The following is a 16,598-nucleotide window of genomic DNA, read 5'->3' on the forward strand; positions in this document are numbered from 1 at the left end:
TAAAAAACCACCTTCGATTTATCATCTAGGGTGGTTTTTTAATGCTTAAAGCAAAGCCTGTAATTACCTTACGATGCCGCGCTCTGAGTTTTTAACAAAGTCGACCATCAATTTCACAGCAGGATACTTTGCGGCATCCTCACTAAGCGATTCAATCGCTTCGTCTGCACCTAAGCTTTTACGGTAAAACGCTTTGTATGCACGTCGTACAGCCATAATTTCATCACTTTCGAAACCACGACGCTTCATGCCTTCTTTATTGATAGCTGCAGGACCTGCAGGCATACCAATGGTAGTAACAAATGGTGGTACATCTTTGTTAACACCTGAATACATACCAATAAAGGCATGTGCACCAATTTTACAAAACTGATGAACACCCGAATTACCACCAAGGATAACCCAGTCACCAACATGTACATGGCCGGCTACACTTGCGTTGTTAGCAAAAATTACGTTATCGCCAATTACCGCGTCATGTGCAACGTGGGTATAAGCCATAAACAAATTATTACTACCAATTTTAGTAACGCCTTGGTCTTGAATCGTTCCGCGGTGAATTGTGGCACATTCACGGATAACGTTGTTATCACCCATGATCAATGTAGTTGGCTCGTTATTGTATTTTTTGTCTTGGCAAGCTTCGCCTACAGACGCAAATTGAAAAATATGATTGCCAGAGCCAATAGTTGACGGCCCTTTAACAACAACGTGAGACTCAATAATACAGTTATCACCGATAACAACATCATTGCCAATATAACTATACGGACCAACTGAGACATTGTTGCCTAGTTTAGCGCCAGGTTCGATTATTGCTGTAGAATGGATCACTATTAAAACTCTCTTCTCGCACACATAATTTCGGCACTACATACTATTTTGCCGTCGACTCTAGCTTCTGCAGCAAACTTCCAAATGTTGCGACGTTCTTTTAAAAACTCAACATGAAGATGCATTGTATCGCCAGGAATTACAGGTTGTTTAAAACGTGCATTATCAACAGCTGCAAACAAATATAATTCGTTTTCGCTACGATTTTCTACTGTTTTAAAACCTAATAAACCCGTTGCTTGCGCCATTGATTCTAATATTAGCACACCAGGAAAAATTGGCTGATTTGGAAAGTGCCCAGTAAAAATTGGTTCATTTATAGAAACATTTTTAATAGCATGTAAAGACTTGCCAGGTGTAAAATCAATAACACGATCAATTAATAGCATCGGGTAACGGTGCGGTAATAAATTTAAAATTTCTTGAATATCAAGGCTATTTAATTCGTTTGCCAAAATAGCATCCTTATTAGTGTTCAACGTTATGACTTAGCCAATGCTTCAAGCGCTTTAAGACGAGATTTCATGTCTGAAAGGTTACGCAAGTGAGCAATAGTTTTACGCCATTCTTTGTTTGTTGTATGGGGCATACCAGATGAGTAAATACCTGGTTCGGTGATTGATTTTGTCACCATACTCATGCCGGTAATTATAACACCATCACATACAGACATGTGACCATTAATTGCAACCATGCCACCAATTTGACAGTTCTTGCCAATGGTAACGCTTCCTGCAAGAACAGTGCAGCCCGCAATTGCGGTGCCTGAATTAACTTCAACGTTGTGCGCTATTTGACACTGATTATCGATAATAACATTGCTATGAATGATGGTATTGTCCAGTGCACCACGATCAATTGTCGTACTAGCACCGATTTCAACTTTGTTGCCTATAATCACTGAACCAAGCTGAGGTATCTTAACCCACTGCCCGCGCTCATTTGCATAGCCAAACCCATCACTACCTACAACACTATTTGCTTGAAACAAACAATCTGAACCAATTTCAACATCGTGATAAATAGTCACACTAGGCCAAAGCTTAGTGCCAGAACCTATTTTAACACATTCGCCGATAAAACTGTTCGGACCAATTTGCGCGTTGTCACCAATCACTGCATTAGCTTCAATGACTGCGTTAGCACCAATAGCGGCGCTGTCACTAACAATCGCTGTTGGATGCACCGTAGCGCTTGGATGAATACCTGTAAATGCTGATCGTGGCGTCGTATCCATAAATTGCGCTAATTTTGCGTAACTTACATACGGATTAGCAACAATAACTTTGCTACCACTAAAGTACTCTGCATCGGCTTGGCTTACTATTACAGCGCTAGCTTGAGTGGTCTCAAGTTGCGAGCGATATTTTGAGTTCGCTAAAAATGCAATATGCCCAGAATGGGCATTTGCAAGTGTCGCTATTTTTTTTATTTCTAAAGCGCCATCACCCTGAAGTTCGGCGCCTAGAAGTTCCGCTATTTGCGAAAGCGTATAATTTTGCATAGAGTGATTATTTCTTACTAACTGCGGCTACAACTTTAGACGAAAGATCAGTTACTTCTTTAGGGTTAAAGTAAATTGTTGTGTCTTTTACTTTAACTTCGTCAAAGTCGCCGTCTTTAGCAATTTCTTCAATTGTTTTGATGATCACACCTTGAACTTTAGCAAGCTCTTGGTTTTGGCGCGCTTTGATTTCTTGCTCTAAAGGACGGCCTTGTTCAGCAAGATTTTTTTGCATGCCCTGAATTTTTTCACGTAATGTATCTTTTTGAGCTTGGCTCATAGTGGTACTTTCACGTTTAAATTTTTCAGCTTCAAAACGAATATCGCCTTGTAGCTTTTCAAGCTCTTGACGGCGCTCAGCAAACTCAGTTTGTAAAGACTGTTCAATTTTAGCCATTTGAGGTATTTGCTTGTAGATTTCTTGCATATCAACAATACCTACTTTATGTGCAAGTGCACTCGCAGAAGTACCCATCAATAACGTTGCTAGAACAGCTACTGCCGTTGATTTAAATAATTTAGTCATAAAAAACTCCTTTAAAAAGTGTTACTAATGTTAAAGCTGATGGTTTTCGTATCGTCATCTTCTTCTTTTTGCAATGGATACGCAAAACTGATCAGCATTGGACCCATTGGAGAGATCCACTGTAATGAAAGACCGGTTGACACCCTAAAGCGCATAGGGTCTGAATAGTCATCTAATTTAGCACGCTCATCAGGTGCTAAGTTTTGGAAACGGTCTACATTAAACTCTGTATCCCATACATTTGCTGCATCAACAAAGAAGCTCGTACGTACAGAGCTGGTATTTTCTTCATCTAAGAATGGCGTAGGAACAATTAGCTCCATACCTGCCACTGCTTTAGCATTACCACCAATACGGCCTTGCGGCACTAGAATATCAAATTCTGATGCGCCACCAATGCTACCGGTTGTAGTACCGTCTGCACCTGGCGTACCTGGAATAGACTGCGGTATACGCGATACAGCACGTGGTAATATTGTATTACGGTCAAAGCCACGAAGTTCCATTTCCGTTATACGGAAGTATTCTTGGAATGGAAGTGTTTGCTCATACCCGTTTGTAGAACCATAACCATTACCATAACCAAGTGCTGCACGGGTTGAGAATACCCAACGGTGGTCATTTGATATAGGCCAGTAAAAACGCGAATCGTAATTCAGTTTAAAGTACTGAAGATCTGAGTTAGGCGTTGTTGCTGTTAAGTTTAGAGTTTGACGCGAACCCGCTGTTGGGAATAAACCACGGTTAACTGTAATACGCGACCAACCAACACTCAGCTCATACTTAGTAAAGTCAAAGCCTGCATCTGGGTTGTCTGGATCTAAGAATGTTTCACGAAGTACACGCGTTTGCTCGTACTCTGCAATATCCGAAAGCTCTTCTTTAATCCAACGGGCGCCAAAGTTAACACGATTTACAGCATCAATTGGAAAACCAATATTTGTGCCTAAACCATAACTTTTTGATTTGTACTCAACAAGACTGAATTTACTTGCATCGTAGTTTCTGTAAAAGATGCTACTGCCTTGCGATACACCATCTGGCGTAAAGTATGGGTCTGTGTACGATAAGCTTAAGCTTTCAGAACCTGTAGACGTGTTAAGGTTTAAACCAATTTGGTTACCTGTGCCTAAAAAGTTAGATTCTGTTACACCAATATTAAACTGCAGACCTAAGTAAGAACCATAAGCAAGACCAGCATTAAAGCTACCCGCAGATTGCTCTTTTACAGTAAAGTCTACATCTACTTGGTCATCCACACCCGGTACAGGCACTACGTTAAAATCAACAGTTTCCATGTAAGGTAAACGTTGAATTTGCAGTTTTGAACGCTCAAGGTTTTGATTAGATAACCATGCGCCTTCAAGTTGTGTCATTTCACGACGAAGTACTTCATCAGCCGTATTTTGGTTACCGCCAACGATAATACGACGAACGTATACACGCTTACCTGGATTAACCGATAGTGTTAATTGCACTTCTTGGTTTTCGTCGTCAATTTCTGGAATTGTACGAACTTCAGCATTAGCATAACCAAACCGTGCTAAGTAGCTTTTAATAAACTCTTCAGATGAAGTAACTACAGAGCCGTTATAAAGCTCACCCGCTCTAAGGGGGATAACACTTTTAATTAAGTCTTCACGGCCAAGCAAGTCACCAATAAAGTCAAAACCTTTAACTTTATATTTTACGCCCTCAGTTAAGTTAGCTGTAACGTAAACTGATTCACGTTCAGGACTCACTGAAACTTGCGTTGAGTCGATATTAAAACGTAGATAACCACGGTCTAAATAATAACTACGAATTTTTTCTAAATCGCCTTCAATGGTTTGCTTTTGGTAGCGGTCGCTACCCATAAACTGCCACCAAGGTAAATCTTGCTGCGATTCAGCAAGTTTAAGAAGCTCTTCATTAGAAAAAAGTTCATTACCCACTAAGTTAATTTGGCGGATAGAAGCAGCATCACCTTCATCAAACTCTAATTTAAGTTTAACGCGGTTACGGGGCAGCTTAGTAATACTGATGTCTACTTTAGCGTTGTATTTACCAATACTGTGGAAAAACTCAACTAAGCCTTTTTCGATACTATCGATAACGGTTTTATCAAGTGGTTCACCTTGGCGAATATCTTGCTGATCAAGAGACTCATTAAGCTGCTCGTCTTTAATGTCTTTATTGCCTTCAAACTCAATAAAGCTGATGGTAGGACGTTCCGTTACTTTAAAAATAACGTTGTTGCCATCACGAAGTGCTTTTATGTTATCAAAGTGCCCAGAACGATAAAGTGACTTTATTGTTTTTGAAATCGTATAGTCATCAACATTATCGCCTACGTTAATAGGAATATGTGTTAGCGCTGCACCAAGTGCTACGCGCTGCAAACCTTCAACTTTCAGGTCTTCAACAATAAAGGAGTTTTGGCCTAGGGCTGCAAAACTTGCACCCAATAAACTTGTTATTGCCAAATGTTTTTTTATAGCCATTTTATTATCTTTATCCTTTACAACTGTATTACCGCATAACACCTTACTAGTGGTGCTTTACAATCGTGTTCTAATTAGTAATTTGCCACGCTGTAACTACAAACGCGATACATCATTGAACAAAGCGAAACATGTTAGAAAAATGAGCAACAAGGCACCCACTTTAAAACCAAACTCTTGTGTCTTTTCAGAGACCGGCTTTTTACGAAAAAGTTCAATTATGTAATACATTAAGTGTCCGCCATCAAGCACTGGTAAGGGTAATAAATTAAATACACCCAAGTTAACGCTTATTAAAGCTAGAAAGCTTAAAAAGGCCACTAAACCATAGCTTACGCTAGTTCCAGCGCCGACTGCAATGCCCACAGGACCACTTAAATTTTTAACCGAAACCTGGCCTGTAATTAAATTACCAATCATATCAAAACTGAGAGTAATTAAGCGCCACGTTTCTTTTGTGCCTCGCACGATACTATCGAGCGGGCCGTAATGTCTAGTCTCTACATAACCATCAGGCCATTGCTGAACAACAGGAGCAACACCTAAAAAGCCTTGCTCAATACCGTTATTATCTATGCGCCCTTTAGGGGTAACTGTAATGGCTTGTATAGTATCTTGTCTTTTTACACTAAATTGTAAAGATTTGTTAGCTGATTGCGTAATAAGATTAACTAATTGCTGCCAATTGCTTATTGTTTCACCGTTTACAGCCAAAATTGTGTCGTTAACTTGTAAATTAGCGTGTTCTGCGGCTGAGTCTTTAGTTACGGCAGCAATTGTTAAAGTTGCTTGAGGTCTAAATGGCACAATACCTAACGAACTCAGTGGTGGTACGTCTCGCTGATCAAGCTTCCACCCTTCTAAATTAAGCGTTTTAACACGTGGTTGAAGGTTTTTATCACGAACAATAACTTCAACGCTTTCTTCGCCTAAGTTAGACATAAGCGCAAACGTGGCATCTTGCCATGTCGTTATGTCATCATCACCAATTTTTATAATATGTTGAGAAGGCATAATGCCTGCCTGCTCTGCGCGACTGCCTTCGGTTATGCTGCCAACAACTGGCTTTACCGACTGCACACCTACCATATACATCACCGCAAGAGCAAAAATGGCAAACAAAAAGTTAGCCATTGGTCCCGCAGCAACAATAGCAATACGGGCTTGTACAGATTTAGCGTTAAACGACAAGTGGCGTTGATTTGCTGGTACGTCATCAACTCGCTCATCAAGCATTTTTACATATCCGCCTAATGGAATAGCGGCAATCACGTATTCGGTATTATATTTGTCATGCCATTTTAACAGTGGCTTACCAAAACCAATTGAAAAACGCAGCACTTTAACGCCCATTTTTCGTGCAACCCAAAAATGGCCATATTCATGTATGGCCACTAAAATACCAAGCGCTAAAATAAACGAGCCAAGATTCCAAAAAAAATCAAACATATTAATGCGCCACTTTTGTTATAAATTCTGAAGCGCTAATACGCGCTAATTTATCACACTCTAAAATTTCATCTAGGCTTTGCACATTGGTGTAAGTTGCAGCTTCTAGCGTCTGTGCATTTATTTTGTATATATCGGTAAAACCAATTTTACCGTTTAAGAATGCGCCCACAGCTATTTCATTTGCTGCATTAACCGTTGTTGTCGCACCCTGCCCTGCACTACACGCATCAATCGCTAATTGTAAATTTGGGTAACGAGAAAAATCAGGTTTAGTAAACGAAAAATCACAAATATCAGAGAAGTTTAACGGTTTAACACCCGCATTAATTCGCTCAGGATATGCAAGTGCATGGGCAATTGGTGTACGCATATCGGGGTTACCCATTTGCGCTAAAATAGAACCATCGTGGTACTGCACCATTGAATGAATAATACTTTGCGGATGAATAACCACATCAATATCACTCGCATCACAATTAAATAACCACTTAGCTTCAATAAACTCTAAGCCTTTATTCATCATAGTTGCGGAATCTACTGATATTTTTTGACCCATCGACCAATTAGGGTGCGCTACCGCTTCACTTACAGTTACATCTTTCAATGTGTTTATATCGCGCGTTAAAAATGGCCCACCAGAGCCGGTAAGCAAAATTTTACTTACGCCATGTTGCTGTAGTTTTTGATCGCCTTTGGCATTTTGTAACGAAGAAGGTAGGCATTGAAAAATTGCATTATGTTCGCTGTCTATTGGCAGCAAAGTGGCTTTATGTTGTTTAACTTTGTCAATAAACAACTGACCTGACATAACTAAAGATTCTTTATTAGCAAGCAGTACTTTTTTACCTGCTTCAACAGCACTTAATGTCGGCAGTAAACCCGCTGCACCTACAATTGCCGACATTACAATGTCAACATCAGGATGAGCGCATAAGTCACTCATTGCTTGCTCACCGTGCATAACAAGAGTTTGGCACTGGGTGTTAGCTAAATAAGCAGATAACTGCTCTGCGGCCTGCTGGTTAGCCATAATTGCATAAAGCGGCTCATGCTCAATACACAACTCCGCCATTTTTTTTGCATTTTGTCCTGCAGCCAAAACAAAAACATCAAATAACTCTTTATTGCGCGATACAACATCAAGTGTACTTAAACCAATTGAGCCTGTTGCGCCTAAAATAACCAGCAATTGCTTTTGGCTCATAAACTAAGAGTCCACGCATAGCACATAACAAACATTGGAGCAGCAGCCGTTAGGCTGTCAATTCTATCTAAAATACCGCCGTGCCCTGGTAAGCATCGACCGCTATCTTTTAAACCAGCTTCGCGTTTAAACATACTTTCCAGTAAATCACCTACCGCAGAAAACAAAGCAATAAATGCTGTCATTATCGCGTACACAGGCCATACAACTAAATCAACATCGGTAAAGTGGCAAAATGCTAATACAAAAATAATAGAAGCAACTACACCGCCTGCTAACCCTTCAATTGTTTTATTAGGGCTTACTTTAGGCATTAATTTATGTTTACCAAAACTCTTACCTGTAAAGTAAGCACCCACATCGGCGCTCCATACAATACCAAGTACGACTAAAATTAGAACTGAACCAAAATGAGTTGATTCAAGGTACTGCGCGCTACGTAATGTATTTAGTGCAAGCCATAACGGTACAAGCGTTAATAAACCTGCAATGCCGCGCATAACTAAGCCTTCATTCCACGCTTTAGCCATTTCTGGGTAGCGCCAAATTAGATAACTAGCAACAATCCACCAAGCAAACGAAAGCGTAAATAAATAATTTGCATCACCTACTAGCTTGCCATTTTCCCATAATGATTCAATAGGCCAATGTAAATTAAGCAGGCCAAGTAAGGCTGCAATCAACACAACAAAGGCGCCACGTTTGAGCTTGTTACATAAGCCCATAAATGCAGACCATTCCCATGCGCCTAATAATACGATTGCACCAGCAAAGTAACTAAATAACGTAAGCGGTGTATAAAAAACCAAAGCCAATGCTGATGGTGCAAGCACAAGTGAGGTTAAAATTCGTTGTTTTAACAAAATGTGACCCTTATTCTATTTAGGTTTGAGCGAGTAATTGTTTTATTTGTTCGCCCGTACAACCAAAACGTCGCTCTCTGGCAACGTAACACGCAATGGCCTCAGCAAATGCTGCTTCATTAAAATCAGGCCAAAGTGTCTCGGTAAAGTAAAGTTCTGCATAAGCAACTTGCCATAGTAAAAAATTACTAATACGAACATCGCCACCAGTGCGAATAAGCAAATCAGGTTCTGCCTGATCTGCCATGCTCATATGCTGTGCTAAGCGCTCTTCTGTAATATCTTCTGCGTTGAGTGTGCCCTGCGCAACTTGCAAAGCAAGTTGTTTAGCCGCATTGGCAACATCCCAACGACCACCATAATTGGCTGCAACATTTAAACACAGCCCGGTGTTATTTTCAGTCAGCTTATGCGCAGCGTCTACCTTGCTACGTAATCCTTCAGAAAATCGTGATAAGTCTCCAATAATGGTCAGTTTTACATTGTTTTTATGAAGCTTTTTAACTTCCTTTGTTAAAACAAATAAGAAAAGCTCCATTAAAGTGTTTACTTCGTCTTCAGGGCGGCGCCAGTTTTCACTACTAAAAGCAAATAAGGTTAACGATTGTATCCCTAATTTAGTACAAAACTGAACAGATTGACGAACTGCGTCTACGCCTTTTTTATGCCCATACACACGAGGTCTATTTCTAGCTTGCGCCCAACGTCCGTTCCCATCCATGATGATAGCAACATGTTTGGGTAAACATTGCTGTGAAATTGTGTCAGCATCTAGAACCATAAATATCGAGTATTCCATAAAAAAACGCCGCCTAGTATACCCTAGACGACGTTTCAAAACTAATAATTTTAGTTGCTTAGATTTCCATCAATTCTGTTTCTTTAGCTGCTAATAAAGTATCCATTTCTTTAATAAACTTATCAGTAAGCTTTTGAATCGCATCATCTGATTGACGCGCTTCATCTTCAGATATGTCTTTATCTTTTAATAAACCCTTTACATCGCCATTAGCATCACGACGAATGTTACGAATAGCAACACGACCGCCTTCAACTTCAGCACGTACAATTTTGATTAGGTCTTTACGACGCTCTTCTGTAAGTGGAGGAAGTGGTACACGAATAACAGTACCTGCCGACATAGGGTTTAAACCTAAATCAGACGCCATAATTGCTTTTTCAACAGCTTGCGCTAAAGACTTATCAAATACACCAATAGCCAGTGTACGAGAATCTTCAATTGTTACATTAGCAACTTGGTTTAAAGGCGTTGGTGCTCCGTAGTACGACACCATAATGCCATCTAAAATTGCAGGATGTGCACGGCCAGTACGAATTTTAGATAATTGGCTACCTAGTGCTGTTACACTTTTTTGCATGCGCGCTTGCGCGTCTTTTTGAATATCGTTAATCACGGTGTAATCCTAATTATTTGATTATTTCATCTGAGGCTTGTGAAGAAATAAGTGTTCCTTCTTCTTCACCCATAATTACGCGTTTTAGCGCGCCTGATTTATTCATGTTAAATACGCTCAATGGCATATTGTGATCGCGGGCTAAAGTAAATGCCGCTAAATCCATAACTTTTAATTCTTTTTCAATGATTTCATTGTAGCTTAAATGGCTGTAAAGCGTTGCTTCTGGGTTCTTAACAGGGTCATCACTGTATACGCCATCAACTTTAGTCGCTTTAATTACTGTATCTGCTTCAATTTCGATACCGCGTAAACATGCTGCAGAATCGGTAGTAAAAAATGGATTACCTGTACCCGCTGCAAAAATAACAACGCGGCCAGTTTTCAATAAACTAATTGCTTCAGCCCAGTTATAAGCGTCACATACACCATTAAGCGGAATAGCCGACATCAAACGACAATTTACAAATGCACGGTGTAGCGCATCACGCATTGCAAGGCCGTTCATAACCGTTGCAAGCATGCCCATGTGATCGCCCACTACGCGATTCATACCTGCTTCTGCAAGTGACCCACCGCGTAAAAAGTTACCTCCACCAATAACTAAACCCACTTCTACGTCGAGCTCAACTAGCTCTTTAATTTCTTGTGCCATACGGTCTAAAACTTTAGGGTCGATGCCGAAGCCTTCGTCTCCCATTAAAGCTTCACCACTTAATTTGAGAAGAACACGTCTAAAAATAGGTTTGCGATTGATAGTCATAGTATTGGGGCCAACTTTTATTGAATTATGGATAAAAAATAACCGCGCTTATGTTAAACATAAAAGCGCGGTTATTTTAAAGAATTTCTAGCTGCGAAGCAAAACCAAATAGTACTTTAATTGCATCTAATTTCCTTTTGCATCACAAATAGTAATCTTACTTAGCTTTAGCAGCAGCGATTTGAGCAGCAACTTCAGCAGCAAAATCTTCTTCTTTCTTCTCGATACCTTCACCAACTTCTACACGTACGAAGCTAGTAACTGTTGCGTTTTTCTCTTTAAGAATATCGCCAACAGATTTTTTAGGCTCCATGATGAAAGCTTGACCAGTAAGAGAAACCTCACCAGTGAATTTTTTCATACGGCCAACAACCATCTTCTCAGCGATTTCAGCAGGCTTGCCTTCATTCATCGCGATTTCGATTTGTACTTGCTTTTCTTTTTCAACAACGTCAGCAGGTACATCTGAAGGTGTTAGGTATTCAGGGCTAGATGCAGCAACGTGCATTGCAACGTGCTTAAGTGTTTCTTCATCAGCAACACCTGCAACAACAACACCGATACGATCGCCATGACGGTACTCGACTAGGTTTTCACCAGTTACGTACTGTAAACGACGTACATTGATGTTTTCGCCAATTTTAGTAACTAGCTCAACACGGTCTTCTTCAAACTTAGCTTGTAAGTCTTCGATAGAGATAGTGTCAGCAATTGCAGCGTCAGCAACTTTATTAGCAAATGCTAAGAAGCTTACGTCTTTTGCAACGAAATCTGTTTGACAGTTAACTTCTACTAGCACTGCAACACCAGCGTTTTGCTTGATGATGATAGTACCTTCAGCAGCAATGTTACCTGCTTTTTTAGCAGCTTTAGCAGCGCCACTTTTACGCATATTTTCAATCGCTAACTCGATGTCGCCATCAGTCTCAGTTAACGCTTTTTTACAATCCATCATGCCAGCGCCTGTGCGCTCGCGTAATTCTTTAACTAGGGCAGTAGTTACAGCCATTAGTAAATCCTCAAATCTGAAATCAGGTTAGATAAGCGGGTTACCCGCTCGACAAGAATAGCAAGTCTTCACCTTAAAAAGATGAAGACTTGATGACAGCTAATTACTCAGCTTCAACGAAATCGTCTTTCTCAGCTTGAGCAACGATGTTATTCTCGCGACCTTCAGTAATAGCAGCTGCAACAGCGCTAGTGTAAAGGCTTACAGCACGGATAGCATCATCATTACCTGGAACGATGTAATCAACACCGTCTGGGTTAGAGTTAGTATCAACGATTGCAACAACAGGAATACCTAGGTTGTTTGCTTCACGGATAGCAATGTGCTCGTGGTCAGCATCGATAACGAAAAGCGCGTCTGGAAGACCGCCCATGTTTTTGATACCACCAAGGCTCTTTTCAAGCTTTTCCATTTCGCGGTTAAGCATTAACGTTTCTTTCTTAGTTAACTTCTCGAAAGTTCCGTCTTGGCTTTGTGCTTCAAGGTCTTTAAGACGCTTGATTGATTGACGTACAGTTTTCCAGTTAGTCAACATACCACCTAACCAACGGTGATTTACGAAGAACTGGTCGCTTTCTAAAGCAGCTGATTTAACTGCGTCGCTTGCTGCGCGCTTAGTACCAACGAAAAGAACTTTACCTTTGTTTGCTGCAGCACTTGATAAAAACTTAAGTGCGTCGTTGAACATTGGTACAGTTTGCTCAAGGTTGATGATATGTACACGGTTACGTGTGCCGAAGATGAAAGGCTTCATCTTAGGGTTCCAGTAACGTGCTTGGTGACCAAAGTGAACACCAGCTTGAAGCATATCGCGCATTGAAACGTTTGCCATTTTATAGATCCTCTATAGTTGTTTAGGGTTAGGCCTCCACATATCCCATAGCACCAACACCGAAGTAATTAAACTTCAAATGCACCCAAGTGTATGTGACGATACGTGTGTGTGTTAAAATAAAATTGTGTTTGCCTTAAATACAAAAAATCATTTAAGAATTTATTTGTAAAAAGACGGCGCGCTTTATACCATATTAAAATTAAATACTCAACGTCGCGTGCAAAATTTGTTCGGCGATAAATGTTAAAAACTCAACTTTGGAGCCTCAATGAGCGCTATTATCAAGACCCCTGAAGAAATAGAGAAAATGCGCGTAGCTGGGCGCTTAGCGGCCGATGTACTTGAAATGATCGGCCCTCATGTAGTGCCAGGTGTTACCACCGATGAGCTAAATACACTTTGCCATGATTATATTGTTAATGTGCAACAAGCAATCCCTGCTCCGTTAAATTATCATGGTTTTCCAAAATCAGTTTGTACGTCAGTTAATCATGTTATTTGCCACGGAATTCCAAATGACAAAGCATTAAAAGAAGGCGACAGTGTAAATATCGACGTAACTGTCATTAAAGATGGTTACCACGGCGACACATCTAAAATGTTCCACGTTGGTACACCAAACATTCAAGGCAAACGTCTTGCAGAAGTAACGCAAGAAAGCTTATACCTTGCTATTAAAATGGTAAAACCAGGTGTGCGCTTGGGTGATATTGGCTCAGCAATTCAAAAATATGCAGAAAGCTTTAACTACTCAATTGTACGTGAGTATTGCGGCCACGGTATTGGCGCAGGATTTCATGAAGAACCACAAATAATGCATTACGGTAAAGCCGGTACTGGCGAAGCCTTAAAAGCAGGTATGTGTTTAACTATTGAACCTATGGTTAATGCGGGTAAACGCCAATGTAAGCTTCTTAAAGATGATTGGACAGTAGTAACACGCGACCGTAGTTTGTCTGCGCAGTGGGAACATACTTTATTAGTGACTGAAAATGGTGTTGAAATTTTAACGCTACGATCAGATGATACAATCGACAGGATCATAGAACACTAATAATAAATAAGAAATTAGGAGCCAGCCCACGTGGCATTACCCAACAAAGTAAAAAAGTTGCTTAGCGATGCTGAGCAACTTAGTGATTATCGCGATTGTTCTAGCTATTTTTATAAATGGTTACATAACGAATTTTCTAAACAACCGGTTGGGAATTTAATTAATGCCCGGGCTGAGTTTATTGACCGCCTACTCATTAAGCTTTTTCATGTTTACGACTTAGCACGCGAACCTGATTTAGCATTAATAGCGGTAGGCGGATACGGACGTGGTGAGCTACATCCCTACTCCGACATCGACTTTTTATTGCTTGTAACTAAACCGCCAAGCGAAGAAATATGCGAAAAAATAGGCCAGTTTGTCACCATGCTATGGGATCTCAACTTAGAGATTGGCCACAGCGTGCGTACGATAGAACAAGCCATTGAGCAAAAACGTGAAGACGTTACTTTTGCCACCAGCTTGCTTGAAAGCCGCCTTATTTTTGGTAACCACATTGAGTTTGAAAAACTCAAAATGCATATTCTTGAAACACCCGTATGGCGCTCAGGTGAATTTTTCACTGCCAAAGTTCAAGAACAAAACTTACGCCACAGAAAGTGCCACGGCACCGCGTATAATCTTGAGCCAAACATTAAAGAAAACCCCGGTGGTCTGCGCGACTTACAAACCATTATTTGGGTGGCAAAAAAGCACTTTAGAACCGAGACCCTGCAAGAGTTAATAAGCCATGGATACTTAACTCACGAAGAATTTCAAGAGCTTTCTGAGTGCCTAGAAAACCTATGGAACATTCGCTTTGCACTGCATTTAGCTGCGGGTCGAGCTGAAAACCGCTTATTGTTTGATCATCAACCGCAAGCCGCCGAAATTTTAGGTTTTGGTAGCGACGGAAAAGCGTCTGTTGAGCGTATGATGAAACGCTTGTTTAGAATAATGAGCCGCGTGCGCGAACTTAACCAAATGCTACTTTCATACTTTGAACAAAGCATAATGCCCGAAAGTAGTTCTGTGGTAGCAATAGAACTCGACAGAAACTTTGAGCAAGTAGGTCATCAAATACGCGTAAAAGATCCATCCGTATTTTTTAGACGTGACCAACTCTTTGTATTGTTTGAGCATATAGCCGATAACCCAGCAATAACGCATATTTACCCAAGTACTATTCGTACTATTCGCCAAGTGCGCCGTCGTTTATTGGGTGACTTACAAGATTATGCAGCCTGTCGTGAAGCCTTTTTACGCCTTGTTAAACACCCTAACGGCATGGGCCGCGCGTTTACGCTTATGCACAAGCACGGCATGCTTGCCGCCTACTTACCGCAGTGGCGTAATATATTTGGGCAAATGCAGTTTGATTTGTTTCACGCTTACACCGTAGATGAGCACACCCACAAATTAATCAAAAATATTTACGAATATTTTGATAAAACAGGCATTAGCGAGTTTCCTATTTGTAGTGAAATAGTCACTCGAATGGATAAACCAGAGCTACTTTATTTAGCCGGTATATTTCACGACATTGCTAAAGGCCGAGGTGGTGACCACTCAGAACTTGGCGCTGTTGATGCAATAGCATTTGCTAAATTACATGGTTTTGCGTCATCAGATGGAAAACTAATAGCATGGCTTGTTAGTAATCATTTACTTATGTCGGTTACCTCACAGCGTAAAGATATTAACGACCCTGCTGTAATAAAAGACTTCGCTACGCGCGTTAAAACAGAGCGCCAACTCGACTACTTATATTGTTTAACCGTTGCCGACATACGTGCAACCAACGACAACTTGTGGAACGATTGGAAAAACACCCTACTGCGTGAGCTATACTTACACACGCAGCGCGCTTTGCGCCTAGGGCTCGAAAACCCAATGGATCAACGCGACCAAATTCGCGATAAAAAGCACCAAGCTAAACAACGCTTAATAAATCTGGGTTATGCCGAGGAAAAAATTGATTTAATTTGGAGCCGCTTTAAAGCTAACTACTTTACCGCCTTTAGCGAACAGCAAATATCATGGCAAAGTGAGCACTTATTAAGTAGCACAGACTTAAGCCAGCCAAGTGTTATTGTATCTAACAAAGCTATGCATGGTGGCACACAAGTATTTGTATACAGCCCCTACTCTGGCCCACTGTTTGCAAGATTAGTAAGTGTAATTGGCTCCAAAAAAGCACAAATACAACATGCGCAAGTACTGACCACTAAAGATGGTTACGTCTTGTTTAGCTTTGTAATACTTGAAGTAAGTGGTGACCCTATTGCAAGTGGTCGAGCACAATCAATTAAACGCGGGCTTGAGCAAGCACTGAGCGATCCACGTAAAAAGATTCGCTTTAAAAAGAGCCGCTCTCAACGTTTTAAAGATTTTAATATTAAACCTAAAATTGTGTTGCGCCCACATGCACGCAAAGACCGCAGCTTAATAGAAATTCAAGCCGTCGATATACAAGGTTTACTAACCAAAATAGCCGAAGTTTTCCAAGCGCATTTACTACACATTCACGCTGCCCGTATTACAACGGTAGGTGAACGTGCCGAGGATTTCTTTGTTGTATCAAATAACGAATACCAAGCGCTGACTGATGAAGAGCAAGCAAAAATTCATCAGGCATTACGTAAAAAATTCAACGCCGAAACGCAATAGAGGACAC

At 40.6% G+C, this 16,598-nt stretch carries 15 protein-coding genes; 2 read left to right on the forward strand and 13 right to left on the reverse strand.

Features of this window, described 5'->3' with window-relative positions:
* Positions 1-63: 63 nt before the first annotated feature.
* From lpxA to rpsB, 13 genes are all read right to left on the reverse strand, one after another.
* Positions 64-834 carry an acyl-ACP--UDP-N-acetylglucosamine O-acyltransferase gene (lpxA, locus tag QL998_RS07015; RefSeq protein WP_290192388.1) on the reverse strand — a complete coding sequence of 257 codons (771 nt, stop codon included), beginning with the start codon at positions 832-834 and terminating at the stop codon, positions 64-66.
* A 2-nt stretch (positions 835-836) separates the two neighbouring features.
* Positions 837-1,289, reverse strand: coding sequence for a 3-hydroxyacyl-ACP dehydratase FabZ (gene fabZ, locus QL998_RS07020; RefSeq protein ID WP_024606273.1), 453 nt, complete (start codon positions 1,287-1,289; stop codon positions 837-839).
* A 26-nt stretch (positions 1,290-1,315) separates the two neighbouring features.
* Positions 1,316-2,338, reverse strand: coding sequence for a UDP-3-O-(3-hydroxymyristoyl)glucosamine N-acyltransferase (gene lpxD / locus QL998_RS07025; protein ID WP_024606272.1), 1,023 nt, complete (start codon positions 2,336-2,338; stop codon positions 1,316-1,318).
* A 7-nt stretch (positions 2,339-2,345) separates the two neighbouring features.
* A complete protein-coding gene (locus tag QL998_RS07030; protein ID WP_024606271.1) occupies positions 2,346-2,864 on the reverse strand; it encodes an OmpH family outer membrane protein in 519 nt (172 codons plus the stop codon).
* An 11-nt stretch (positions 2,865-2,875) separates the two neighbouring features.
* Positions 2,876-5,347 carry an outer membrane protein assembly factor BamA gene (gene bamA, locus QL998_RS07035; RefSeq protein ID WP_290192389.1) on the reverse strand — a complete coding sequence of 824 codons (2,472 nt, stop codon included), beginning with the start codon at positions 5,345-5,347 and terminating at the stop codon, positions 2,876-2,878.
* A gap of 96 nt (positions 5,348-5,443) precedes the next feature.
* Complete coding sequence (rseP, locus tag QL998_RS07040) at positions 5,444-6,796, reverse strand: sigma E protease regulator RseP (protein WP_024599062.1); 1,353 nt, start codon at positions 6,794-6,796, stop codon at positions 5,444-5,446.
* A 1-nt stretch (position 6,797) separates the two neighbouring features.
* A complete protein-coding gene (gene ispC, locus QL998_RS07045) occupies positions 6,798-8,003 on the reverse strand; it encodes a 1-deoxy-D-xylulose-5-phosphate reductoisomerase (RefSeq protein WP_024590724.1) in 1,206 nt (401 codons plus the stop codon).
* On the reverse strand, positions 8,000-8,866 hold the full coding sequence (locus tag QL998_RS07050) for a phosphatidate cytidylyltransferase (RefSeq protein WP_076924457.1): 867 nt from the start codon (positions 8,864-8,866) through the stop codon (positions 8,000-8,002). Before QL998_RS07050 ends, ispC begins: the two co-directional genes overlap by 4 nt.
* 19 nt (positions 8,867-8,885) lie before the next feature.
* Positions 8,886-9,665, reverse strand: a complete 780-nt coding sequence (locus tag QL998_RS07055; RefSeq protein WP_024599059.1) for an isoprenyl transferase — start codon at positions 9,663-9,665, stop codon at positions 8,886-8,888.
* Between the two features lie 58 nt (positions 9,666-9,723).
* Positions 9,724-10,281: a ribosome recycling factor gene (gene frr / locus QL998_RS07060; RefSeq protein ID WP_024599058.1), complete on the reverse strand. Its 558-nt coding sequence runs from the start codon at positions 10,279-10,281 to the stop codon at positions 9,724-9,726.
* 13 nt (positions 10,282-10,294) lie between these two features.
* On the reverse strand, positions 10,295-11,044 hold the full coding sequence (pyrH, locus tag QL998_RS07065; protein WP_024596498.1) for a UMP kinase: 750 nt from the start codon (positions 11,042-11,044) through the stop codon (positions 10,295-10,297).
* Positions 11,045-11,201: 157 nt separating this feature from the next.
* Positions 11,202-12,053: a translation elongation factor Ts gene (gene tsf / locus QL998_RS07070; RefSeq protein ID WP_008168613.1), complete on the reverse strand. Its 852-nt coding sequence runs from the start codon at positions 12,051-12,053 to the stop codon at positions 11,202-11,204.
* 103 nt (positions 12,054-12,156) lie between these two features.
* Entirely contained in the window at positions 12,157-12,885 is a 729-nt protein-coding gene (gene rpsB / locus QL998_RS07075) for a 30S ribosomal protein S2 (protein ID WP_024599057.1), read from the reverse strand.
* Between the two features lie 271 nt (positions 12,886-13,156).
* On the opposite strand from rpsB, the gene map reads away from it, so the two are divergent.
* Both map and glnD read left to right on the forward strand, forming a co-directional pair.
* The gene (map, locus tag QL998_RS07080; protein WP_290192390.1) at positions 13,157-13,942 is read left to right on the forward strand and encodes a type I methionyl aminopeptidase; all 786 of its coding nucleotides are present in this window, start codon (positions 13,157-13,159) and stop codon (positions 13,940-13,942) included.
* A 30-nt stretch (positions 13,943-13,972) separates the two neighbouring features.
* A complete protein-coding gene (gene glnD, locus QL998_RS07085) occupies positions 13,973-16,591 on the forward strand; it encodes a [protein-PII] uridylyltransferase (protein ID WP_290192391.1) in 2,619 nt (872 codons plus the stop codon).
* Positions 16,592-16,598 lie beyond the last annotated feature (7 nt).

The organism is Pseudoalteromonas sp. APC 3691 (genome assembly GCF_030408135.1).
Lineage (GTDB): Bacteria > Pseudomonadota > Gammaproteobacteria > Enterobacterales > Alteromonadaceae > Pseudoalteromonas.